This is a genomic window from Rhizobium sp. TRM96647 (assembly GCF_025780115.1).
In the GTDB taxonomy this organism is placed as follows: Bacteria; Pseudomonadota; Alphaproteobacteria; order Rhizobiales; family Rhizobiaceae; genus Mycoplana.
The window spans coordinates 398,719-420,647 of sequence record NZ_JAOXHF010000001.1 but is presented as its reverse complement, the minus strand read 5'-3'; the positions used below and the strand labels follow the sequence as shown (position 1 = coordinate 420,647).

Annotated in this window: 15 protein-coding genes; 11 read left to right on the top strand and 4 right to left on the bottom strand. The window is 66.9% G+C overall.

Annotation, left to right across the window (positions count from 1 at the left end):
* Window positions 1–206: 206 nt before the first annotated feature.
* Genes OCK02_RS01860 through OCK02_RS01835 form a run of 6 tightly spaced genes read left to right on the top strand, consistent with a single transcriptional unit; the run spans window position 207 to window position 7,545 of the window.
* Window positions 207–1,193, top strand: a complete 987-nt coding sequence (locus tag OCK02_RS01860) for a BMP family protein (RefSeq protein WP_263811551.1) — start codon at window positions 207–209, stop codon at window positions 1,191–1,193.
* 59 nt (window positions 1,194–1,252) lie between these two features.
* Complete coding sequence (locus OCK02_RS01855) at window positions 1,253–2,647, top strand: amidase (RefSeq protein ID WP_263811550.1); 1,395 nt, start codon at window positions 1,253–1,255, stop codon at window positions 2,645–2,647.
* A complete protein-coding gene (locus OCK02_RS01850; protein ID WP_263811549.1) occupies window positions 2,644–4,227 on the top strand; it encodes an ABC transporter ATP-binding protein in 1,584 nt (527 codons plus the stop codon). Before OCK02_RS01855 ends, OCK02_RS01850 begins: the two co-directional genes overlap by 4 nt.
* The gene (locus OCK02_RS01845; protein ID WP_263811548.1) at window positions 4,227–5,276 is read left to right on the top strand and encodes an ABC transporter permease; all 1,050 of its coding nucleotides are present in this window, start codon (window positions 4,227–4,229) and stop codon (window positions 5,274–5,276) included. The genes OCK02_RS01850 and OCK02_RS01845 overlap by 1 nt, the downstream gene beginning before the upstream one ends.
* Window positions 5,273–6,214, top strand: a complete 942-nt coding sequence (locus tag OCK02_RS01840) for an ABC transporter permease (RefSeq protein ID WP_263811547.1) — start codon at window positions 5,273–5,275, stop codon at window positions 6,212–6,214. The genes OCK02_RS01845 and OCK02_RS01840 overlap by 4 nt, the downstream gene beginning before the upstream one ends.
* 32 nt (window positions 6,215–6,246) lie before the next feature.
* Entirely contained in the window at window positions 6,247–7,545 is a 1,299-nt protein-coding gene (locus tag OCK02_RS01835) for an amidohydrolase family protein (RefSeq protein ID WP_263811546.1), read from the top strand.
* 41 nt (window positions 7,546–7,586) lie between these two features.
* Here OCK02_RS01835 and OCK02_RS01830 read toward each other — a convergent pair whose 3' ends face one another.
* Window positions 7,587–7,985 carry a cupin domain-containing protein gene (locus tag OCK02_RS01830; RefSeq protein ID WP_263811545.1) on the bottom strand — a complete coding sequence of 133 codons (399 nt, stop codon included), beginning with the start codon at window positions 7,983–7,985 and terminating at the stop codon, window positions 7,587–7,589.
* A 424-nt stretch (window positions 7,986–8,409) separates the two neighbouring features.
* Here OCK02_RS01830 and leuB point away from each other — a divergent pair, with 424 nt between their 5' ends.
* Together leuB and OCK02_RS01820 are read left to right on the top strand one after the other, a co-directional pair.
* Window positions 8,410–9,522: a 3-isopropylmalate dehydrogenase gene (gene leuB / locus OCK02_RS01825; RefSeq protein WP_263811544.1), complete on the top strand. Its 1,113-nt coding sequence runs from the start codon at window positions 8,410–8,412 to the stop codon at window positions 9,520–9,522.
* Window positions 9,523–9,715: 193 nt separating this feature from the next.
* The gene (locus OCK02_RS01820; RefSeq protein ID WP_263811543.1) at window positions 9,716–10,471 is read left to right on the top strand and encodes a phosphatase PAP2 family protein; all 756 of its coding nucleotides are present in this window, start codon (window positions 9,716–9,718) and stop codon (window positions 10,469–10,471) included.
* Window positions 10,472–10,531: 60 nt separating this feature from the next.
* Here the strand turns inward: OCK02_RS01820 and OCK02_RS01815 are convergent, their stop codons facing one another.
* The gene (locus tag OCK02_RS01815) at window positions 10,532–12,421 is read right to left on the bottom strand and encodes an MFS transporter (RefSeq protein WP_263811542.1); all 1,890 of its coding nucleotides are present in this window, start codon (window positions 12,419–12,421) and stop codon (window positions 10,532–10,534) included.
* Between the two features lie 537 nt (window positions 12,422–12,958).
* On the opposite strand from OCK02_RS01815, the gene OCK02_RS01810 reads away from it, so the two are divergent.
* Window positions 12,959–13,993, top strand: coding sequence for an aspartate-semialdehyde dehydrogenase (locus OCK02_RS01810; RefSeq protein ID WP_230806289.1), 1,035 nt, complete (start codon window positions 12,959–12,961; stop codon window positions 13,991–13,993).
* A 196-nt stretch (window positions 13,994–14,189) separates the two neighbouring features.
* A complete protein-coding gene (locus OCK02_RS01805; RefSeq protein WP_230806538.1) occupies window positions 14,190–15,002 on the top strand; it encodes a lytic transglycosylase domain-containing protein in 813 nt (270 codons plus the stop codon).
* Between the two features lie 66 nt (window positions 15,003–15,068).
* Here the strand turns inward: OCK02_RS01805 and OCK02_RS01800 are convergent, their stop codons facing one another.
* Both OCK02_RS01800 and pdxY read right to left on the bottom strand, forming a co-directional pair.
* The gene (locus OCK02_RS01800; protein WP_230806287.1) at window positions 15,069–15,710 is read right to left on the bottom strand and encodes a carbonic anhydrase; all 642 of its coding nucleotides are present in this window, start codon (window positions 15,708–15,710) and stop codon (window positions 15,069–15,071) included.
* Between the two features lie 144 nt (window positions 15,711–15,854).
* Window positions 15,855–16,733 (bottom strand): pyridoxal kinase PdxY, encoded by an 879-nt coding sequence (gene pdxY / locus OCK02_RS01795; RefSeq protein WP_263811541.1) that lies wholly within the window; start codon window positions 16,731–16,733, stop codon window positions 15,855–15,857.
* Between the two features lie 324 nt (window positions 16,734–17,057).
* Between pdxY and OCK02_RS01790 the strand changes: the two genes are divergently transcribed.
* Window positions 17,058–21,848, top strand: coding sequence for an NAD-glutamate dehydrogenase (locus OCK02_RS01790; protein ID WP_263811540.1), 4,791 nt, complete (start codon window positions 17,058–17,060; stop codon window positions 21,846–21,848).
* The last annotated feature ends 81 nt before the right edge of the window (window positions 21,849–21,929 follow it).

Below are 21,929 nucleotides of genomic sequence, written 5' to 3'. Positions count from 1 at the left end.
TTCCGGGAAACTGGCGGAGGATGCTGACAGCAACCTGAATGCGATCCGTCACGACGGGCGCAGGCTTGCCCGCTGTCGAACGATGATCGCCGCTACGGGGAAAAGCTCTCGTTGACGAATTTATGGGCGGTCGGCGCGCTTGACTCGTTTTTGTGCGAATCCTATGGATTTTTAAACCAAATGGTCAAAACAAGGGGAACGAAAACATGACTGGAAGCCTTCAGATTAAACGCCGGACGGTGCTTGCCGGCGGTCTCGTTCTCGGCGCCGGCGCTTTCCTGCCGCAGGCCCGCGCGCAAGCGCCGCTGAAGGTCGCGGGCATCCACGCTTCCCCGGTCGAAAACGCCTGGAACTCGCGCCTGCACGAGGCGCTGCAGGCTGCTGCGAAGGACGGCGTGATCGAATACACCTTCTCGGAAGGCGTCTCCGGCACCGACTATCCGCGTGCAATGCGGGAATATGCCGAACAGGGCAACAGGCTGATCGTCGGCGAATCCTATGCGGTCGAGCGCGAGGCGCGTCAGGTCGCGGCCGACTATCCGGACACCGCCTTCCTGATGGGCTCGAGCGGCGATGCCGCCGGCGACAATTTCGGCGTGTTCGGCACCTGGAACCATGACGGCGCCTACCTCGCGGGCATGCTGGCAGGCAAGATGACGAAGTCCAACGTCGTCGGTTCGGTCGGTGCGATCCCGATCCCCGAAGTCAACATGCTCATCAACGCGTTCGCCGCCGGCGTGAAGGAAGTCAACCCCGACGCCAAGCACCTTGTCTCCTTCATCGGCACCTTCTTCGACCCGCCGAAGGCACGCGAGGCGGGCCTGGCGCAGATCGACGGCGGCGCCGACATCCTGTTCGGAGAGCGCATCGGCACGGCCGACGCCGCCAAGGAGCGCGGCATCAAGTCGGTCGGCTCGCTGATCGACTACACGCCGCGCTATCCCGACACCGTCTTTGCCAATGCGATGTGGTACTTCCGCCCGATCCTCGACGCGGCCGTCGCAGACGTCAATGCCGGCAAGCCGGTGGGCAAGAGCTACACTGCCTTCGGCCTGATGAAGGAAGGCGGCAGCGACATCGTCTACGTCAAGGGCGTGGCGCCGGTGGACGCGGAAGCGGCGATGGAAGCCCGGCGCGCCGAGATCAAGGCCGGCACCTTCGAAGTGCCGATCGTGATGGAAGAGCCGAAGTAAGCCGCCGCCGGACCGTGCCGACCAGCGTCGAAAGCGAAACGATCGGGGATGCCACGGCGATGGCCGGGGCGATCGCGACCGGCGCGCTTTCGGCCGGGGAGGCCATGGAGGCGGCCATCGCCGCCGCTTCGCGCCACGCCCGCCTCGGTGCGATCTGTCACATCGACGAAGACCGCGGTCGTGCGGTGGCCGCAAGGCTCGACGGGGAGCGGCGAACCGAACCTGCGCGGTTCGCCGCGCGTCCCTTTGCCGGCGTGCCGACGCTCGCCAAGGATCTCGGCGGGCCATTTGCCGGATTTGCCGTGCGCGCCGGCTCCCGTATGCTCGACGGCAGGCTCGATCCCAAGCCGGATTCCGATCTCGCCCACCGCTTCCGCGAGGCCGGCCTCGCCTTGTTCGGCCTCACCACCGCGCCCGAATTCGGGCTGTCCCTTGCAAGCGAGCCGGCTGCCGGTCCGCTCTGCCGCAATCCGCTCGATCCGGCCCGCACTGCGGGCGGCTCCTCGGGCGGTGCGGCGGCTGCCGTGGCAGCGGGCATCGTGGCGATTGCGCATGCCACCGACGCCGGCGGTTCGATCCGGGTACCGGCGGCCTGCTGCGGGCTCGTCGGGCTGAAGCCGACCCGCGGCGCCATCCCCGGCGGTCCCCGCTTCGGCAACCATCTGGGCGGCATCGTCGGCGAACTCGCCGTCTGCCGGTCGGTCCGCGACACCCGCCGGATCTTCGAGGCCGTGCAGGGCAGGGCGAGGGGACCTTTCGCCGATCCGGCGCCATTCCCGACCGGAGGGCAGGGCCTGCGCATCGGCGTGCTGACGCAGACCGGCGCCGACTTTCCGACGGAGCCTGCGCGCAGCGGCGCCGTGGAGGCGGCCGCGCAGACGCTGGAGGGGCAGGGACACCGGATCGTGGACCTCGACTGGGCGGCTTTCGCCGGCCTGGTGGCGGTGTCCTCCACCGTCTTTGCCGATATTGTCTCGATCAATCTCGCCAACCTCGTCGATGCGCTGTCGCTCGACCCCGGCCTTGCCGAGCCGCTGACGCGCGCCTTCGTGGACAGGGGACGGAGGATATCGGCCGGTGCCCTCTGGACATCGCTCGATGCGGCGGTGCATGTGAGCCACAAGACCTGGGCGCTGTTCGACAGCCTGGATTGCCTTCTGATGCCGATGCTTGCCACAATTCCCCCTGCGGTCGGATCCTTCCCGTCCGACCATGACGACACCGACCTGCATCTGCGGCGGATGACGGCTTTTGCGCCGCTCGCCGGGCTCGCCAATATTTCCGGCTTCCCCGCCCTGACGCTGCCCTACGGCGCGGATGCGGACGGCCTGCCGCTGCCGGTGCAGCTGATGGCGCCGATGGGCGGGGAGCGGCTTCTGCTGTCGCTGGCGGCCGCTCTCGAAGCCGAGGGACGCTGGCAGCACCGCTTTCCCGTTGCGGGGCTTGCCGCATGATCGCCGATACGACCACCGCGCCCGTCCTCGAGCTTGCGCATATCAGCAAGCGATTCGGCCCGATCGTCGCCAATGACGACATCTCGATCGCGCTCGGCCGGGGCGAGCTTCTGGCGCTGCTCGGCGAGAACGGCGCCGGCAAGACGACGCTGATGAGTATTCTCTTCGGCCACTATACGCCCGACGAGGGCACCGTGCGCGTCGACGGCGTGGAACTGCCGCACGGACGTCCCCGCGCGGCCATCAAGGCGGGCGTCGGCATGGTGCACCAGCACTTCTCGCTGGCGCCGAACCTGACTGTGCTCGAAAACGTCATGACCGGGACGGAGCCGCTCTGGTCGTTGCGCTCGCGCACCGGTGCGGCGCGGCGCAAGCTGCTGTCCATCGCCGAGCGCTTCGGCCTCGGCGTCGATCCGGATGCGCGGCTCGGCGACCTGTCGGTCGGCGAGCAGCAGCGCGTGGAGATCCTCAAGGCGCTCTACAACGACGCCCGCATCCTGATCCTCGACGAGCCGACGGCCGTCCTGACCAATATCGAGGCCGGGCGGCTGTTTGCGACGCTGCGGGAAATGGCCAGGCAGGGCCTGTCGCTGATCTTCATCTCCCACAAGCTGGACGAGGTGATGGCCGCCGCCGACCGCATCGTGGTGCTGCGTGGCGGCAGGGTGGCGGCCGAGCGCAAGGCCGGCGAGACGAACAAGGCGGAGCTCGCCGAACTGATGGTGGGCCATCGCGTGACGCGGCCGACGCGCGAGCCGGCCAGCGCCGGCGCGACCGTCTTCCAGGCATCGCGCCTGACGGTTTCGGTCGGCGGCGTGGAGCGGCTGAAGGGGATCGATTTCTTCCTGCGCGAAGGCGAGACGCTCGGCATCATCGGTGTCTCCGGCAACGGCCAGGCGATGCTGTCGCAGCTGATGGGCGGCCTTGTCGCCCCGACCGGCGGCGAAATGCAATTGTTCGGCGAGGCCGTCGCGGCCCTCGACGTGCACGGCCTCGTGGAGGCCGGCATCGGCCGTATCCCGGAGGACCGGCACAGACAGGGCGCGATCGGCGAGATGGCGATCTGGGAGAATGCCGTGCTGGAGCGCATCCGCCAGCCGCTGTTCTCGCGCCGCGGCATCGTCAACCGCTCGGCCGGCCAGGCCTTTGCGGCGACGATCATCGAGGAGTTCGACGTGCGCGGCGGAACGCCCACGAGCCGCACCCGGCTTTTGTCCGGGGGCAACATGCAGAAGCTGATCCTCGGGCGGAACCTCTACCGGCGGCCGAAGATCCTGATCGCCGCCCAGCCGACGCGCGGGCTCGACGAGGGGGCGGTGGCGGCCGTCCACGCCCGCATCCTGGACGCGCGCCGGCAGGGCACTGCGGTGCTCCTGATTTCGGAGGACCTCGACGAGGTGATCGGCCTTGCCGACCGCATCCAGGCGATCGTCAAGGGCCGCCTTTCCGCACCGGTCGCCGCCGAAGAGGCCGATCCGCGCAGGCTCGGCCTGATGATGTCGGGGGACTGGAGCCCCGGTGACGGCATGCCCCGTGACGGGACCTCCAGTGACCGCAACCCCGGCGAAGGGACAGCCTGATGCGTCTTGAACGCCGCGAACACCGCCCGCTGCTGCTGGTTGTCCTGTCTCCCATTCTCGCGGTGACCGCCGCACTCGCCCTTGCCGGCCTCCTGATCGCGGCGGCCGGCGCGCCGGTGCTGGAGGCCTATGGCCGCATCCTGACCGGAGCCTTCGGCACGCGGCTGGCCGCGACCGAGACGCTGACGCGGGCGACGCCGCTGATGCTGACGGGGCTTGCCGCGGCGATCGCCTTCCGCGCCCGGCTCTGGAACATCGGTGCCGAGGGACAGTTCTATCTCGGCGCGATCATGGTGGCCGCACTCGGCTCGAGCGTGCTCTCCGGCCTGCCGGGGCCGGTGCTGATCCCGCTTCTGTTCGCAGCCGGCGCGATTGCCGGCATGGCGCTGATGCTGGTGCCGCTGTGGCTGAGGCTGCGCTTCTCCGTCGACGAGGTGGTGACGAGCCTGCTGTTGAATTTCGTCGCGGTGCTGTTCGTCTCGATGATGATCGACGGGCCGCTGAAGGATCCGCTCGCCTTCGGCTGGCCGCAGTCGATGCCGGTCGCGGACCACGCGCTGCTGCCGAAGCTGATCGAGCGCTCGCGCCTGCATATCGGCCTCGCGGTGGCGATCGTCGCCGCGCTGCTCGTCTACCTGCTGCAATCGCGCACCGTCTTCGGCCTGCAGTCGCGCGCCGCCGGCCTCAATCCGGAGGGGGCCGTCTTCGCCGGCGTGCCGCTGGCGCGCACGCTCGTCAAGGTCGCCTGCCTCTCGGGCGGGCTTGCGGGCCTTGCGGGCGCAATCGAGGTGATGGGGGTCAAGGGCTACGTGACCACCGACCTTTCGCCGGGCTTCGGCTATGCCGGCATCATCGTCGCCATGCTTGCCAACCTCAATCCGCTCGGCGTGATCGCCGCCGCCCTCTTCACAGCAACGATGTTCGTCGGCGCCGACGGCATGAGCCGGGCGCTGTCGATCCCGACCTATATCGCCGACGTCACCGTGGCGCTGTCGCTGCTCACCATGCTGGTGGCGATCTTCTTCACCCAGTACAGGATCCGCCGATGAGCACGTTCCTCGACATCGTCGCCTCGGCGGGCCTGTGGGCCGCGGTGCTGCGCATCGCCACGCCGCTGGTCTTCGGCACCCTCGGGGCGCTTTTGTCCGAGCGTTCCGGCGTGCTCAACCTCGGCATCGAGGGGATCATGACCTTCGGGGCGATGATCGGCTGGCTCGCCGTCTTCAACGGTGCGGACCTGTGGACGGGCATGCTGGTGGCGGCGCTTTCGGGGGCGCTGTTCGGGCTGGTGCATGCGGCGATGACCGTCTCGCTGGGCCTGTCGCAGCACGTGACCGGGCTCGGCATCACCCTGTTCGCCTCCTCGCTCAGCTACTACATCTTCCGCCTCACCGTGCCGCTGGCCTCGACGCCGCCGACGGTGACGCCGTTCCAGCCGATCTCCATCCCCGGCCTTTCCGACCTGCCCTTCATCGGCCCGGCGCTGTTCACCCAGACGCTGCCGACCTACCTCTCGATCGTCATCGCCTTGCTGCTCGCCTATGTCGTCTATCGCACGCCGCTCGGGCTGGCGCTGCGCATGAGCGGGGAAAATCCGCATGCGGCCGAAGCGCAGGGCGTCGACCCGATCAAGGTGCGCTACGGCGCGATCATGACCGGCAGCGCGCTGATGGCGATGGGCGGGGCGTTCCTGACGCTCTCGGCCTTCAACAGCTTCTTTCCGACCATGGTGCAGGGGCGCGGCTGGATCTGCATCGCGCTCGTCGTCTTCGCCTCCTGGCGGCCGGGCCGGGCGCTGTTCGGGGCGCTGCTGTTCGCCTTCTTCGACGCCTTCCAGCTGCGTCTCCAGACGGTGCTCGGCAACGTGCCCTACCAGATCTTCCTGATGATGCCCTATATCCTCTCGATCGCCGCGCTTGCCGTGATGGCGCGTCGCGCCCGCGTGCCGCAGGCGCTGATGCAGCCCTACCGGCGCGGCGAGCGCTAGTCTCTTTCTCCGTCCATTTGCACAGGTGCCCCATGTTCGACGTCGTGATCAAGAACGCCAATCTCCCCGATGGCCGTGAGGGCATCGACGTCGCGATCAGGGGCGGCAGGATCGCCGAGGTGGGACCGGGGATCGTGGCGGAAGCCGGCGAGACGATCGATGCGACGGGGCGGCTGGTGAGCCCGCCCTTCGTCGATCCGCACTTCCACATGGACGCGACGCTGTCGCTCGGGCTGCCGCGGATGAACGTCTCCGGCACGCTGCTCGAGGGCATCGCGCTCTGGGGCGAACTGCGGCCGACGCTGACGCGGGAGGCGCTGGTCGAACGGGCGCTGCGTTACTGCGATCTCGCCGTCAGCCAGGGCCTGCTCGCAATCCGCAGCCATGTCGACACCAGCGATCCGAAGCTGGTGACGGCCGAGGCGCTGATAGAGGTGCGCGAGCGGGTCGCGCCCTATATCGACCTGCAGCTCGTCGCCTTCCCGCAGGACGGCTACTACCGGGCCGAGGGCGGCGTGGAGGCGCTGAACCGGGCGCTCGACATGGGCCTCGACATCGTCGGCGGCATTCCGCATTTCGAGCGGACCATGGCCGAGGGGGCCGCTTCCGTCGCGGCGTTGTGCAAGATCGCGGCCGACCGCGGCCTGCCGGTCGACATGCATTGCGACGAGACGGACGACCCGATATCGCGGCATATCGAGACGCTCGCCGCCGAGACGGTGCGCTTCGGGCTGAAGGGACGCGTCGCCGGCTCGCACCTGACCTCGATGCACTCGATGGACAACTACTACGTCTCCAAGCTCATTCCGCTGATGGCGGAGGCGGAGATCAACGTCATTCCCAACCCGCTGATCAACATCATGCTGCAGGGACGGCACGACAGCTATCCGAAGCGGCGCGGCATGACGCGGGTGCGCGAACTGATGGAGGCGGGCCTGAACGTCTCCTTCGGCCACGACTGCGTGATGGATCCCTGGTATTCGATGGGCTCCGGCGACATGCTGGAGGTCGGGCATATGGCGATCCATGTGGCCCAGATGGCGGGCATCGAGGACAAGAAGAAGATCTTCGATGCGCTGACCGTCAATTCGGCAAAGACTATGGGGCTCAAGGACTACGGGCTTGCAAAGGGCTGCAATGCCGACCTGGTGATCCTGCAGGCGCGCGACCCGATCGAGGCGCTGCGGCTGAAGGCCAACCGGCTTTTGGTGATGCGGCGCGGCAAGGTCGTCGCCCGCGCGGCGCCCCGCATCAGCGAACTGCGTCTCGAGGGGCGGCCGGCCGCGGTGGATGCTGCGGAATACGCTCCCTTGCGGCCGGGCAAGGCTTAATACCAACCGGCACTCCGTCCCCGTCCTATCGCGGCCGGCCGTCAGGCGCCGGCATATTGCTCGTCGGAGACATGCTCCAGCCAGTCGACGGCCTTGCCGTCGAGGGCTTCCTGCAACGCTATGTGGGTCATGGCCGTATCCGGGGCGGCGCCGTGCCAGTGCTTCTCGCCCGGCTCGAACCAGACGGTGTCCCCGGCCCTGAATTCGCGGATCGGGCCGCCCCAGCTCTGCGCGAGCCCCTTGCCCGCGGTGACGACCAGCGTCTGTCCGAGCGGATGGGTATGCCAGGCCGTGCGTGCGCCGGGCTCGAAGGTGACGGTCACGGCGCGCAAGCGTGCGGGCTCCGGTGCCTCGATGATCGGATCCTGGCGGACGCGACCGGTGAAATAGTCGGAGGGCGGCGTGGCGGACGGGCGGCTCCCGCAGGGCTCGATCTTCATGGTGCGTCTCCTGTCCTCGTTGACGGCGGGCGAGGAGGCATCCTGCAACGGAACGGAGCGGACGGGAAGACGCGATGCGCCATTCGGTCCGGTCCGGTCCGGACCGTCGGCCGTCCCCCTGATCCGTCAGCGGAAGCCCGGCGGCGGGCGGTGCCGGAAGAGAAGCGCATCGATCGCCGAGCGGATCGCGGCGAGGACGGCCTGCACATGATGATACATTTTCAGCTCCTCCGTCTGGTGCGCCGGGCCCGGTTCGGCGGCGCCGGCCGCTTGATCGCACGGAGGGAGGGCCTGCTCTGTCCCCGGGGTGACAGCCGCCGGCCCGGGCGCAAAATTCTTTCGTTTCGACGATTTTCCTTGAACGGAAGTTGCGCTAAGAACCGCGCGACCTGAACTCCACCGAGCATTCGACAAGGACAATCCCATGACAGTGCGCAACCTTTTCCTCCTGCCCGGCGACGGCATCGGCCCGGAAGCCATGGCGGAAGTCCGCAAGATCATCGCCTACATGAACGCCGAGAAGGGCGCCGGTTTCGTCGTCGACGAGGGCCTCGTCGGCGGCTCGGCCTACGACGCCCATGGCGCGGCGATCTCGGAAGGGGACATGCAGAAGGCGCTGAACGCCGATGCGGTGCTGTTCGGCGCGGTCGGCGGACCGAAGTGGGACGCAGTCCCCTATGAAGTCCGTCCCGAGGCCGGCCTGCTGCGCCTGCGCAAGGACCTGGAGCTCTTCGCAAACCTGCGCCCGGCGATCTGCTACCCGGCGCTCGCCGCCGCATCCTCGCTGAAGCCCGAACTGGTCGAGGGCCTCGACATCCTGATCGTGCGCGAATTGACCGGCGGCGTCTATTTCGGCGAACCGAAGGAGATCGTCGACCTCGGCAACGGCCAGAAGCGCGGTATCGACACGCAGGTCTACGACACCTACGAGATCGAGCGTATCGCCGGCGTCGCCTTCGAGCTGGCGCGCACCCGCAACAACCGCGTCTGCTCGATGGAAAAGCGCAACGTCATGAAGTCCGGCGTGCTGTGGAACCAGGTGGTGACCGAGACGCACAAGGCCAAATATTCCGACGTCCAGCTCGAGCACATGCTGGCCGATGCCGGCGGGATGCAGCTCGTGCGCGCGCCCAAGCAGTTCGACGTGATCGTCACCGACAACCTGTTCGGCGACATGCTTTCCGACGTCGCCGCCATGCTGACCGGTTCGCTCGGCATGCTGCCGTCGGCCTCGCTTGGCGCGCCGGATGCGAAGACCGGCAAGCGCAAGGCGCTCTACGAGCCGGTGCACGGTTCGGCGCCTGACATCGCAGGCACCGGCGTCGCCAACCCGATCGCCATGATCGCCTCCTTCGCGATGTGCCTGCGCTACTCCTTCAACCTCGTTGACGAAGCCGACAACCTCGAAAAGGCGATCGCCAACGTGCTCGACCGCGGCATCCGCACCGGCGACATCATGGCAGAGGGCTGCACGAAGGTGGGCACGAGCGAGATGGGCGAGGCGATCCTGGCCGAGTTCAAGACGCTCTCGGCCTGATCCGAAAGCACCGTTTCCGACGATCGGCGGCACCGTCACGGCAACGTGGCGGTGCCGTTTGCCGTTGCAGCGCCCGCGGCCGGGACGGACAAATTTGCAGCGCTTTCATTGAAGGAACCGGTGCCAGGGCCTATGTCGCCTGCGAAGCAGGATACGGGGCATCACACGGGGCATCAAAGGCAGCCGGGGCGCGATGATCGACAGGACACGGCAGAAGCAGTCTTTCCGGACCGCGCTCAAGCGGCGCTACGCCGTGCGCCGCAAGCTGCACCGGCGGGTTCCCTGGAAGGGCTTTGCGCTGTCCGCGCTCAACGTGGTGGCGATCGCGTTCTTCGTCTTCGACCGGCCGCTCGGGCAGGCCGCCGAGGCACTGTCGCCACCGCTGGTGGCGATCGCCGGCGACCTCACCGACATCGGCAAGCTGGCCTTCATTCTCGGCGCGATCGCGATGCTGGTCGCGGTCGTCTCTCTCGTCGGGGGACAGTTGTTCAGGGTCCGGCGCAGGTTCCGGCTGACTTACCTGACGCAGATGGCGGCCTATACGGCGCTGTCGGTCGTCTCCGCCAGCATCGTCGTGCATGCGCTGAAATTCTCGATCGGCCGTGCCCGCCCGCCGCTCTACAACGAGGAGGGCATCTTCTCCTTCAAGCCCTTCGGCGGCTGGATGCACGAGAGCTTCCCTTCCGGTCACTCGGCCCATATCGGTGCGCTGTTCATGGCGCTGGTGCTGCTCTTTCCCCGCTTCCGGCTGTTCTTCATCGGCCTCGGACTGTGGCTTGCGGCGACACGGGTGATCATCGGCGTCCACTATCCGAGCGACGTGGCGGCGGGGCTTGCGCTCGGCTGCTGGTTCGCGTTCGCGACCTCGATCGTCTTTGCCCGCTTCGGCCTCGTCTTCACGATTGACAGCCAGGGCTGGCCGACGCCGCGGCTCAGCCGGCTGATCTGAGAAAGACAAAGGGCCCGGCGGTTTGCGCCGGGCCCTTCGCAACGTTCAGGGGTCTTGCCGTCAGTTCATCGCGTGGATGTCGCGGTCCTTCGTTTCCGGCAGGAACAGAAGGCCGATCACCAGCGTGATCGCCGCGAAGACGATCGGGTACCAGAGGCCGTAGTAGATGTCGCCCCTGGCTGCGCTCATGGCGAAGGCGGTTGCCGGCAGCAGGCCGCCGAACCAACCGTTGCCGATGTGGTAGGGCAGCGACATGCCGGTGTAGCGGATGCGGGTCGGGAACAGTTCGACGAGCAGCGCTGCAATTGGGCCGTAGACCATCGTCACATAGATGACGAGGACGGTCAGCACGGCGATGATCATGGTCCAGTTGACGGCGGCCGGATCGGCGACCATCGAGAAGGCGCCGCCGTTGGCGATCGTGAAGACCGGCATGCTGTCGACACCGGTGGCTTCCTCGGCCGTGAGCAGCTTGGCGTTGACGAGGTCGGCGCCGGTCATGCTCGCACTGTCGCCGGCGCGGATGGCGGCCGCGTCGAGGGCGAGTTCCGGATTGGCGGCGACGAAGGCGTCGAGCCTGGCGTCCGGAACCTTGGCTGCAGCGCGCACCAGCGGGTAGCCGGCGTCGTGCAGGGCGATGTTGACCTGCTTCTCGAAGGCCGACGTCATCGCCTTTGCCTGATCGCCGGCGGCGACGGCGTCGAAGCTGTTGATCGTCGTGTCACCGACCTGGACCGTTGCCGGGGTGCCGGCCGCTGCCGTGGTCACGACGTCATAGGGCACCGAGTTCTTGGTCAGGAACGCGGTTGCGATGTCGCACGAGGTGGTGAACTTCGCCGTGCCCGTCGGGTTGAACTGGAACTTGCAATCGCCCGGTGCGGCGGTGACGGTCGCGCGGACGGTTGCCTGGGCCTGGGCCAGTGCCGGGTTGCCGGCCCAGGTCAGGGCCTTGAACAGCGGGAAGTAGGTCAGGATGGCGAGCAGCAGGCCGGCCATGATGATCGGCTTGCGGCCGACCTTGTCCGACAGCCAGCCGAACAGGACGAAGAAGCCGGTGCCGATCAGAAGCGAAATGGCCACCATGATGTTGGCCGACTGGCCATCGACCTTGAGCACGCCGGTCAGGAAGAACAGGGCGTAGAACTGGCCGGAATACCAGACGACGGCCTGGCCGACGACGGCGCCGAACAGGGCGAGCAGCGCGATCTTGGCGTTCTTCCACTGGCCGAAGGCTTCGGTCAGCGGAGCCTTGGAGCCCTTGCCCTCTTCCTTCATCTTCTTGAAGGCGGGCGATTCGTTCATCTTCAGGCGGATCCAGACGGAGATGCCGAGCAGGACGACCGAGACGAGGAACGGGATACGCCAGCCCCAGGCAGCGAAGGCTTCCTTGCCGAGCATGAACTGCACCGCGAGGATGACGACGAGCGACAGGAACAGACCGAGCGTCGCCGTGGTCTGGATCCACGACGTGTAGTAGCCGCGCCGGCCGTTGGGTGCGTGCTCGGCGACGTAGGTCGCAGCACCGCCGTATTCACCGCCGAGCGCCAGGCCCTGCAGCATGCGCAGGATGAGCAGCAGGATCGGAGCGGCGATGCCGATCGAGGCGGCACCCGGCAGGATGCCGACGAGGAAGGTCGACAGACCCATGATCAGGATGGTGATGAGGAAGGTGTACTTGCGGCCGACGAGGTCGCCGAGCCGGCCGAAGACCAGCGCGCCGAAGGGGCGGACCAGGAAGCCCGCGGCAAAGGCGAGAAGGGCGAAGATGTTGCGCGTCGTTTCCGGATATTCGCTGAAGAAGGCGGCGCCGATGAAGACGGCGAGCGAGCCGTAGAGATAGAAATCGTACCATTCGAATACGGTACCCAGCGACGAGGCGAAGATGACCTTCCTCTCCTCGGCAGTCATTGGACGCGTCTTGGTGTCGTCCACCGTCGCGGCATTTGCCATTGTGAAATCCTCCAGTTCAAACAGCGGTAGAGCGCCATTCCCCTTTTGCACGCCGACCCTCCTCGGTCATGCGCGCGCGGTGCTCCTGGCAAGAGGATGGCAGAAAAGGGGAATCCGCGCTGCGCGGCTTTCGGATTATGACTTTAGTCTAACGTGGCGCGCCGGTTCTGCGGCGGCAGGCAGCCGCGGCGGGCGCGGCGGGGCGACGCAATCGTGAGGCGAACTTGATCGCCGCGCCGCCGAGCATCCCTTGACTCGTGGGCAAAAACGCTTATTAGCAGCCTCCGGAAAAGGACAGCGCCATGCTTCGCCGCGAGCTTGAAATCGCAGACAGCAGTCGGCCGGCAGAGATTGCCGGAGCGGCACGGCGCGTGCCCGCTTCTTCCAAATTCATGGCCAAAACGACGACGAAAACCGTCTGACGTCCTTGGCCGCCGCTCTCTCCCCGGCACGGCCGGGGACAAGAGGCCCGCGTGCTCCGGCTGCCGGGCTTCCCCTCAACGAACCGAGGAGAGGCAGAGAAAGAGAGCAAGACCCATGGGCTTCAAGATTGCAGTCGCCGGCGCTACCGGCAATGTCGGGCGCGAAATGCTGAACATCCTGTCCGAGCGCGGCTTCCCGGCCGACGAGGTCGTGGCGCTGGCCTCGAGCCGTTCGGTCGGCACGGAAGTTTCCTTCGGCGACAAGACGCTGAAGGTCCACAATCTCGAAACCTATGATTTCTCCGACACCGACATCTGCCTGATGTCCGCCGGCGGCGCCGTTTCGCTGAAGTATTCGCCGAAGATCGGCGCGCAGGGCTGCGTCGTCATCGACAACTCGTCTGCCTGGCGCTACGACGCCGAAGTGCCGCTGATCGTTCCGGAGGTCAACCCGGACGCGATCGAGGGCTTCACCAAGAAGAACATCATCGCCAACCCGAATTGCTCGACGGCGCAGCTCGTCGTCGCGCTGAAGCCGCTGCACGACCGCGCCACCATCAAGCGCGTCGTCATCTCGACCTACCAGTCGGTTTCCGGCGCCGGCAAGGACGGCATGGACGAATTGTTCAACCAGACCCGCGCCGTCTTCGTCGCCGATCCGATCGAGAGCAAGAAGTTCACCAAGCGCATCGCCTTCAACGTCATTCCGCACATCGACGTGTTCATGGAAGACGGCTACACGAAGGAAGAGTGGAAGGTTCTGGCCGAGACCAAGAAGATGCTCGACCCGAAGATCAAGGTGACCTGCACGGCCGTGCGCGTCCCGGTCTTCATCGGCCATTCGGAATCGGTCAACATCGAGTTCGAAAACGAGATCACCGCCGATGAGGCGCGCGACATCCTGCGCGAGGCGCCGGGCTGCCAGGTGATCGACAAGCAGGAAAACGGCGGCTACATCACCCCTTACGAATCGGCCGGCGAGGACGCGACCTACATCTCGCGCATCCGCGAGGATGCGACCGTCGAGAACGGCCTGAACATCTGGGTCGTTTCCGACAACCTGCGCAAGGGAGCGGCGCTGAATACGATCCAGATCGCCGAGCTTCTCGTCAATCGCGGGCTGATCAAGTCCAAGAAGCAGGCCGCCTGAGGGAACTTTCCGCGGCCTGGGAAATTGAAGGTCCCGCATCCAACGTCAGACGGTGCGGGACTTTTGCCTGAAACGACGCACTGCGGCGCCAAAGCGCCCCGGGACTGCATCGAACGGCCAGGAACTGTCTGACAGGCATGGCGTGTTTGCACACGAAGCAATTCGAGAGATCACGGGGTTTAGATCAATGGGCTTGATGAAGCGGATGTTCCAGGGGCTGGCGGCGGTGGTGCTGACGGCTGCGATACCGGCCGTGGCCGCGGCCGCGCAATGCGGCAACAATGCCTCGGGCTTCGCGACCTGGGTCGACCAGTTCAAGGGGGAGGCGGCGGCCAACGGCGTCAGCCCGCGCACGCTCGACCGGGCTTTCGCCGAGGTTTCCTACAGCCGGGCGACGATCCGCGCCGATCGCGGCCAGAAGAGCTTCAAGCTGTCGCTCGACCAGTTCATGCAGAAGCGTGGCGGCCAGGCGATCATGAAGCGCGGCAAGGGGCTGAAGCGCCAGAACGCCGCGCTGTTCGCCCGGATCGAAAGCCAGTACGGCGTGCCGGCCGGCCCGCTGATCGCCATCTGGGGCATGGAGACCGGTTTCGGCGGCTTCCTCGGCAAGGAGCACACGCTTTCGGCCGTCGCCACGCTCGCCTATGACTGCCGCCGGTCGGACTATTTCACCAACCAGCTCTATGCGGCGCTGAACCTCGTCCAGAACGGCACGCTCAGCACCCAGGCGCGCGGCGCTGCCCATGGCGAGATCGGCCAGACCCAGTTCCTGCCGGTCAACGTCCTGAAATACGGCGTCGACGGCGACGGCGATGGCCGGATCGACCTGGTCCGTTCCAAGGCGGACGCGCTTGCCTCGACGGCGAACTTCCTGCGCGGTCACGGCTGGACCCCCGGCGCCGGCTACCAGCCGGGCCAGGCGAACTTCGCCGCGATCCAGGGCTGGAATGCCGCGAACGTCTACCAGCGCGCGATCGCCATCATCGCCGCCGATATCGACGGCGACTGATCGTCGGCCACGGAAGGCAAAGATGAGAGGCCCGGCCCTGCGCCGGGCCTTTTCACGTTCCCGGCTTCACATTCCCGGACGGTGGAAATCGCCGGTCTTGACATCCATGATCCACAGCTCGCCGGTGGAGATGTCGAACCAGGCGCCGTGAAGGTTGAGCTTGCCGCGCTGCTCCAGGACCTGGACGCAGGGGAAAGTGCGCAGGTTGGTGAGGGAGTTGCGGATCGAGATGCGCTCGAGCGCCCGCTGGCGCTCGCCCGCCGTCATGACGTCGTTGTTCTGGATCTGCGCGGCGGCAGGCTTCAGAAGGTGCATCCAGCGGCCGATGAAGTCGCCGGGGGAGAGCGGTTCGGCCTCCTGGTCGAGTGCCGCCTTGATGCCGCCGCAGCGGCCGTGGCCCATGACGACTATGTCGGACACCCGCAGCGCCTGCACCGCGAATTCGAGGGCGGCGGAGGTCGAATGATAATGCCCGTCGGGCTCGTAGGGCGGCATCAGGTTCGCCACGTTGCGCACGACGAAGAGTTCGCCCGGACCGCTGTCGAAGATCGTTTCCGGCGCGGCGCGGGAGTCGCAACAGGCGATTACCATCGTCCTGGGCTTCTGGCCGCTGTCGGCCAGCGTGCGGTAGCGCTGCTGCTGCTCGCTGAAGCGCCCCTCCATAAAGTTCTGGTAGCCGGTCAGGAGATGGTCAGGAAAGCGATGCATGTGGTCGATACCCCCGTGCGGTGACGAATGAGTAGTAGGCGCCGCGACTGCTGTAACGAGCGGGATGCCCGAGCGCAAGCGCCGAATCCGTGGTCGTTCCGACGGCTGCGGGGCGGCCGGTACGGCCTGCGCAACCGGTGCGCGTCACGGACCGCGCCGCGCGCCGCCGGGATGAACGAGCCGTCGCATCTGCACCATGGCCATCGGCGTCGACAGGCTGGAGGCGTCCTGCTCCAGCGTCAGTTCGTCGGCGCCGCGCTTGGCGCTGCGCGCCACGATCTCGAAGACGCTCGCGGTGGCGAGATGCAGCGCCCGCTCCTCGGAATGGCCTTCGAGGAGGCGCGACAGGAACAGCGCCGCCATCAGGTCGCCGGTGCCGTGCGGCGGTTCGGGCACCTGCCGGTGCTCGGCGAGAAGGGCCGTCCGGCCGGACAAATAGAGATTGCCGATGCTGCCCGACATCATCGGGTAGGCCGACGTCACCAGCATGCGCGACGGCCCGAGGGAGAGGGCCGCATCCATGATCGCGGCATTGGTTTCGAGCGGCGCTCCCGCGAGCCATGCAAGCTCGAAGCGGTTCGGCGTGGCGATCGATGCGATCGGCAGCAGCTCGTCGCGGATCGCCTCGGCGGTGGCGACCGGCACGTAGAGGCCGCCCTCGTCGCCGCAGATCGGGTCGCACAGGTAGAGGAGGTCGGGGTTTTCCGCCTTCAGGCTCCGCACCAGCCGGGCAATCGATGCCGCCTGGGCGGGATCGCCGACATAGCCGGTCAGGACGCCCCTGATCTCGCCGCGCCAGGGTGACGCCAGTAGATCGTCGACGATCGCGTCGAACTCCGGCGGGGCCATCGCCACCCGCGTCGAGCGGCCATGGCCGGGATGCCAGGAGAGGATGACGGTCGGCAGCGCCCAGACCGGGTGGCCGAGGGTCTCGAGCGCGAAGACCGCGGCGCGGTTTCCGACCGTGCCGCGCACGACATGGCTCGATATGACCAGGATCGCGCCCTTTTCGCTCTCGTTCATCCGACCGTTCCTCGCATTCGTCTGCCGCTCAGATCCAATGAACCATGGAGGGGTGCTCTGCAAGACATTGTTGCACCGGCTTGCCGGCAGGCCTTGCTGCGCGCGATCCTGCCCGCGCGGGATGCCGTGGCGCGATCGGCGCCCGCGCTTTCGACCGATTTTGCTCCGGAATTCCGGAAAAATCGCGCGTGACGGGGCCGTTCGACCCGGATTTCGGAGATTTTCTGCCAAAATCGATTGAAATCCGACAACTGTCTACAAAACGGTCGCGAACCGGCTTTCTTCTGCTAGGGTCCAGGCAAAATTTCCCGGGGAGAGTGATTCATGGCGTCACGCATCAACACCAGGCGCGAGAAGCAGATCGAGGCGGTCGCAGCCGCCGTATCGAAGCTGGGAGAGAAGGCGATCGATCCTTCGATCCTGTTCGGACGCGCGAGCAACGACGACCTGGAAGGCTATAGCGCCGACATGCTGGCGGCGACGGCGGCCCATGCCTATCGCGAGGTCGGCGCCTGGGACGGCGGCGAGCCGCGGGTCACCGTCGCGACAGTCGAGACGGTCGCGCCCCAGGGCAAGCAGGTCTCGATCCTCTCCGTCACCGACCGCAACCAGCCGTTCCTCTACGATTCGGTGATGGGCGAGGTGACGAGCACGCATCGCGACATCCACCTGGCGATCCATCCGATCCTGGTGATCGAGCCGGACAGCCAGCCGAAGCTGTTTTCGCCGGAGGAGGCAAGCGACCCGCGCCACCGCGTCAGCCATATCGAGATCCACCTGTCCGAACTCGCGGCCTCCGAGGTCGAGAACCTGATCGAGCGCATCCGGCGGGTGTTGGCGCAGGTGCACATGGCGGTCGGCGACTGGAAGCCGATGATGGAGACCCTGGCGGTGGCCGTCTCCGAGATGGCGGAGTTCGGCCCGGCCCGGCGCCAGGCGGAGAAGGACGAGGCGGTCGCCTTCCTGGAATGGCTGCGCGACAACAACTTCACCTTCCTCGGCATGCGCGAATATACCTACAGCCGCGACGGCGATAGCGCCTCGGTGGAGCGCAGCGTCGGTCCGGGGCTCGGCATCCTCGCCGATCCCGACGTGCGCGTGCTGCGGCTCGGCAAGGACGCGGTGACGACGACGCCGGAGATCCTGGCCTTCCTCGAAGGGCCGGATTTCCTGATCGTGACGAAGGCGAACGTCCGCTCGGTCGTCCACCGCCGCGCCTATATGGACTATGTCGGGGTCAAGCGCTTCGACGAGAACGGCAAGGTCGTGGGCGAACTCAGGATCGTCGGGCTGTTCACCTCGACCGCCTATACGCATGCGGCCTCCGAGATACCGCTGCTTCGCTCGAAGGTTCAGGCGATCGTCGATCACTTCGGCTACGATCCGCACAGCCATTCCGGCAAGATGCTGATCAACACGCTGGAATCCTATCCGCGCGACGACCTCTTCCAGATCGACACGGGGGTGCTTGCGACTTTCTGCGAGCAGATCAACGAGCTTGCGGACCGGCCGCGGATCCGCGCCCTGGCGCGCATCGACCACTTCGACCGCTTCGTCTCGGTGATCGTCTACGTGCCGCGCGAGCAATATGATTCCGACGTGCGCGAGAAGATCGGCACCTACCTGAAGACCGTCTACGAGGGACGCGTCTCGGCCTACTACCCGGCCTTCCCCGAAGGCGGGCTGGCGCGCGTGCACTTCATCATCGGCCGGTCCGGCGGCAAGACGCCACGCGTCCCGCAGAAGAAACTCGAGCTGTCGATCCGCGACATCGCCACCCGCTGGACCGACCGTTTCGAGGCGCTTTCGGGGCCCGATTCCGTCAGGCTGGTCACGCCGCAGGCCTACCAGGAGGCGTTCTCGCCGGCCGAGGCCCATGCGGACCTGCGCTTCTTCGAGACGGCGACGGAAGCGGATCCGATCCAGATCGCGTTCTACCGCAAGCCTGGCAACACCGATACGAAGATGCTGGAGCTGAAGATCTTCCACGCGGGCGACGCCGTCTCGCTCTCCCGGCGCGTGCCGCTCCTGGAGAACCTCGGCTTCAATGTCGTCAGCGAGCAGACCCACGACATCACCGTCACGGGTCTCGACGGCGCGAGCCGCCTGGTCGTGCTGCACGACATGGAGCTCCGCCACCGCGACGGGCTGGACATCGACCTCTCGAAGCTGTCCGGCGTCCTGACCGAGGCCTTCCTGTCGACCTGGCGCGGGCTGACGGACGACGACACCTTCAACCGGCTGATCATGACCGCCGGGGTGGACGTGCGCGAAATCATGGTGCTGCGCGCCTATGCGCGCTACCTGCGCCAGACGGGAATCGCCTATTCGCAGGGCTACATCGCCGATACGCTGAACAAGTATCCGGCGATCGCGGCGGACCTGTTCCGCCTGTTCGCCGCAAGGCTCGACCCCGGGCTTGCCGAACGCAAGCGCGCCAAGCGCGCCGAGGAATTCGCGGTGCAGATCGAAGAGGAACTCGCAGCCGTGCCGAGCCTCGACGAGGACCGGATCCTGCGCCGCTACGTCAATGCGATCCAGTCGACGCTGAGGACCAACTACTTCCAGCGCGACGCTTACGGCGAGCCGCTTGCCACGCTCGCCTTCAAGTTCGACCCGCAAGCCCTGGAAGGGCTGCCGGAACCGCGTCCGTTCCGCGAGATCTTCGTCTACGGCGCCGAGGTCGAGGGCGTGCACCTGCGCTTCGGCCGCGTCGCCCGCGGCGGCCTGCGCTGGTCGGACCGCGCCCAGGACTACCGCACCGAGGTGCTTGGCCTCGTCAAGGCGCAGCAGGTGAAGAACGCGGTGATCGTGCCGGTCGGCGCCAAGGGCGGCTTCTATCCGAAGCAGCTTCCGGCAGGCGGCAGCCGCGACGCCGTCTTCAATGCCGGCAAGGAAGCCTACAAGACCTTCATCCGCACGCTGCTTTCGGTGACGGACAACATCGAGGGCCAGGCGGTGGTGCCGCCGGCCGACACCGTGCGGCTCGACGGCGACGACCCCTACTTCGTCGTCGCTGCCGACAAGGGCACGGCGACCTTCTCCGACACCGCCAACGCGCTGGCGCAGGAAGCCGGATTCTGGCTGGACGACGCGTTCGCCTCGGGCGGTTCGGCGGGATACGACCACAAGAAGATGGGCATCACCGCCCGCGGCGCCTGGGAGGCGGTGAAGCGGCATTTCCGCGAGATGGACGTCGATATCCAGAAGACGCCGTTCTCCGTGGTCGGCGTCGGCGACATGTCCGGCGACGTCTTCGGAAACGGCATGCTCTTGTCGCGCAAGACCCGGCTGATCGCCGCCTTCGACCACCGCGACATCTTCATCGACCCGAACCCGGATACCGAGCTTTCCTTCGCCGAGCGCAAGCGCATGTTCGCCCTGCCGCGCTCGAGCTGGCAGGACTATGACCGCGCGGCTCTCTCCAAGGGCGCGATGATCATCTCGCGCAACGAGAAGTCGGTGACGTTGACCGCCGAAGCCATGGCGGCGATCGGCATCGACAAGCAGAAGGCGACGCCGTTCGAGATCATGACGGCGATCCTGAAGGCGCCGGTGGACCTGCTCTGGTTCGGCGGCATCGGCACCTATGTGCGCTCGGCCGGCGAGACGGATGCGGAGGTCGGCGACCGCGCCAACGACGCGATCCGCGTCACCGCCGACGAGGTGCGGGCCAAGGTGATCGGAGAGGGCGCCAATCTGGGCGTCACCCAGCGCGGCCGCATTTCCTATGGGCTGAAGGGCGGGCGCTGCAATTCGGATGCGATCGACAATTCCGCCGGCGTCAATTCCTCCGACGTGGAGGTGAACATCAAGGTCGCGCTTGCCACGGCCATGCGCGACGGCCGGCTGACGCGGGAGAAGCGCAACAAGCTGCTGTCGTCGATGACCGACGAGGTCGCCCAGCTGGTGCTGCGCAACAACTACCTGCAGCCGCTGGCGATCTCGCTCTGCGAGCGCCAGGGCCAGGCGAACCGGACCGGCCTTTCCCGGCTGATGAGCCGGCTGGAGGCGGAGGGCCAGCTCAACCGCCAGGTCGAGGTGCTGCCGGGCGAGCAGGCGATGGACGAGCGCTACCGCGGCGGCATGCCGCTGACGCGGGCCGAGATCGGCGTCCTGCTCTCCTATTCTAAGATCGTGCTGTTCGAGGAGATCCTGCACAGCGAGCTGCCGGACGACCCCTACTTCGAGCCGACGCTGATCGGCTATTTCCCGGCGAAGATGCAGCGGACCCATGCCGACGACATCAGGACGCACCGGCTGCGCCGCGAGATCATCGCGACCATCCTTGCAAACGGCGTGATCAATCGCGGCGGGCCGGCCTTCGTCAGCCAGCTCACCGACGGCACCGGCTATACCAGCGCAGAGGCGGTGAAGGCGGCGATGCTGGCCTTCGAGGGCTACGAGCTGTTCCCGCTCTATGCCGCGACGGATGCGCTCGACAACCAGATGAGCGGCTCGGCCCAGAACGAGGTCTACGAGAGCCTCGGCCGGGTGTTCTCGAACGCGACGTCGCTCATCCTGACGACCGGGGCAATCGATGCGCCGATGGACGCGGCGGTGCACAAGCTGAAGCAGGCGCTGAAGCAGCTGCGCCCGCACTTGTCGACGCTGCTGCCGGACGCGGCGCGCGAGGAACTGCGCCGCAAGGCGCTCTATTTCGAGGACAAGGGCGTGCCCGAGCACCTGGCCCGGGAAATCACCGACCTGCGCGCCATGAGCTTCGTCCCCGAGATCATGCTGATCTCGACCGAGACCGGCGAAAACCTGATCCGCACCGCGCAGACCTATGCCGGCGTCAGCGACATGCTCAACATCGGCGCCCTGCTCGGGGCGGCCGGGCGGGTGCCGACGACGGATCTCTACGAATCGCTGGCGCTATCGCGTAACCTCTCCGACATTTCCAATGCGAGACGGGCGCTCACGGTCGCCATCCTCAACCGGCACAAGGGTGACAAGAACCCGCTCGTCTCCTGGCAGGCGACCGATGCCGAGAGGCTCGGAATGGTCACCGGCCGGCTGAGCGCGCTGTCGGAGGCAGGTGAAGCGACGCTTGCCAAGATCTCCGTCGCCGCCGGCGTCGTCAGCGACCTTGCGCACGGACGGGCGAGGTGACACAGTCCGGCCGGGCGCGGCCTCTGTCGCGCCCGGCTTCAGCTCCGAGCCGCCGGGGCCCGTTCGGCATCCGGCTAACCA

Coding starts and splice junctions, on each gene's coding strand:
- OCK02_RS01860 (WP_263811551.1), top strand. CDS start 207: ATGACTGGAAGCCTTCAGATTAAACGCCGGACGGTGCTTGCCGGCGGT.
- OCK02_RS01855 (WP_263811550.1), top strand. CDS start 1,253: ATGGCCGGGGCGATCGCGACCGGCGCGCTTTCGGCCGGGGAGGCCATG.
- OCK02_RS01850 (WP_263811549.1), top strand. CDS start 2,644: ATGATCGCCGATACGACCACCGCGCCCGTCCTCGAGCTTGCGCATATC.
- OCK02_RS01845 (WP_263811548.1), top strand. CDS start 4,227: ATGCGTCTTGAACGCCGCGAACACCGCCCGCTGCTGCTGGTTGTCCTG.
- OCK02_RS01840 (WP_263811547.1), top strand. CDS start 5,273: ATGAGCACGTTCCTCGACATCGTCGCCTCGGCGGGCCTGTGGGCCGCG.
- OCK02_RS01835 (WP_263811546.1), top strand. CDS start 6,247: ATGTTCGACGTCGTGATCAAGAACGCCAATCTCCCCGATGGCCGTGAG.
- OCK02_RS01830 (WP_263811545.1), bottom strand. CDS start 7,985: ATGAAGATCGAGCCCTGCGGGAGCCGCCCGTCCGCCACGCCGCCCTCC.
- leuB (WP_263811544.1), top strand. CDS start 8,410: ATGACAGTGCGCAACCTTTTCCTCCTGCCCGGCGACGGCATCGGCCCG.
- OCK02_RS01820 (WP_263811543.1), top strand. CDS start 9,716: ATGATCGACAGGACACGGCAGAAGCAGTCTTTCCGGACCGCGCTCAAG.
- OCK02_RS01815 (WP_263811542.1), bottom strand. CDS start 12,421: ATGGCAAATGCCGCGACGGTGGACGACACCAAGACGCGTCCAATGACT.
- OCK02_RS01810 (WP_230806289.1), top strand. CDS start 12,959: ATGGGCTTCAAGATTGCAGTCGCCGGCGCTACCGGCAATGTCGGGCGC.
- OCK02_RS01805 (WP_230806538.1), top strand. CDS start 14,190: ATGAAGCGGATGTTCCAGGGGCTGGCGGCGGTGGTGCTGACGGCTGCG.
- OCK02_RS01800 (WP_230806287.1), bottom strand. CDS start 15,710: ATGCATCGCTTTCCTGACCATCTCCTGACCGGCTACCAGAACTTTATG.
- pdxY (WP_263811541.1), bottom strand. CDS start 16,733: ATGAACGAGAGCGAAAAGGGCGCGATCCTGGTCATATCGAGCCATGTC.
- OCK02_RS01790 (WP_263811540.1), top strand. CDS start 17,058: ATGGCGTCACGCATCAACACCAGGCGCGAGAAGCAGATCGAGGCGGTC.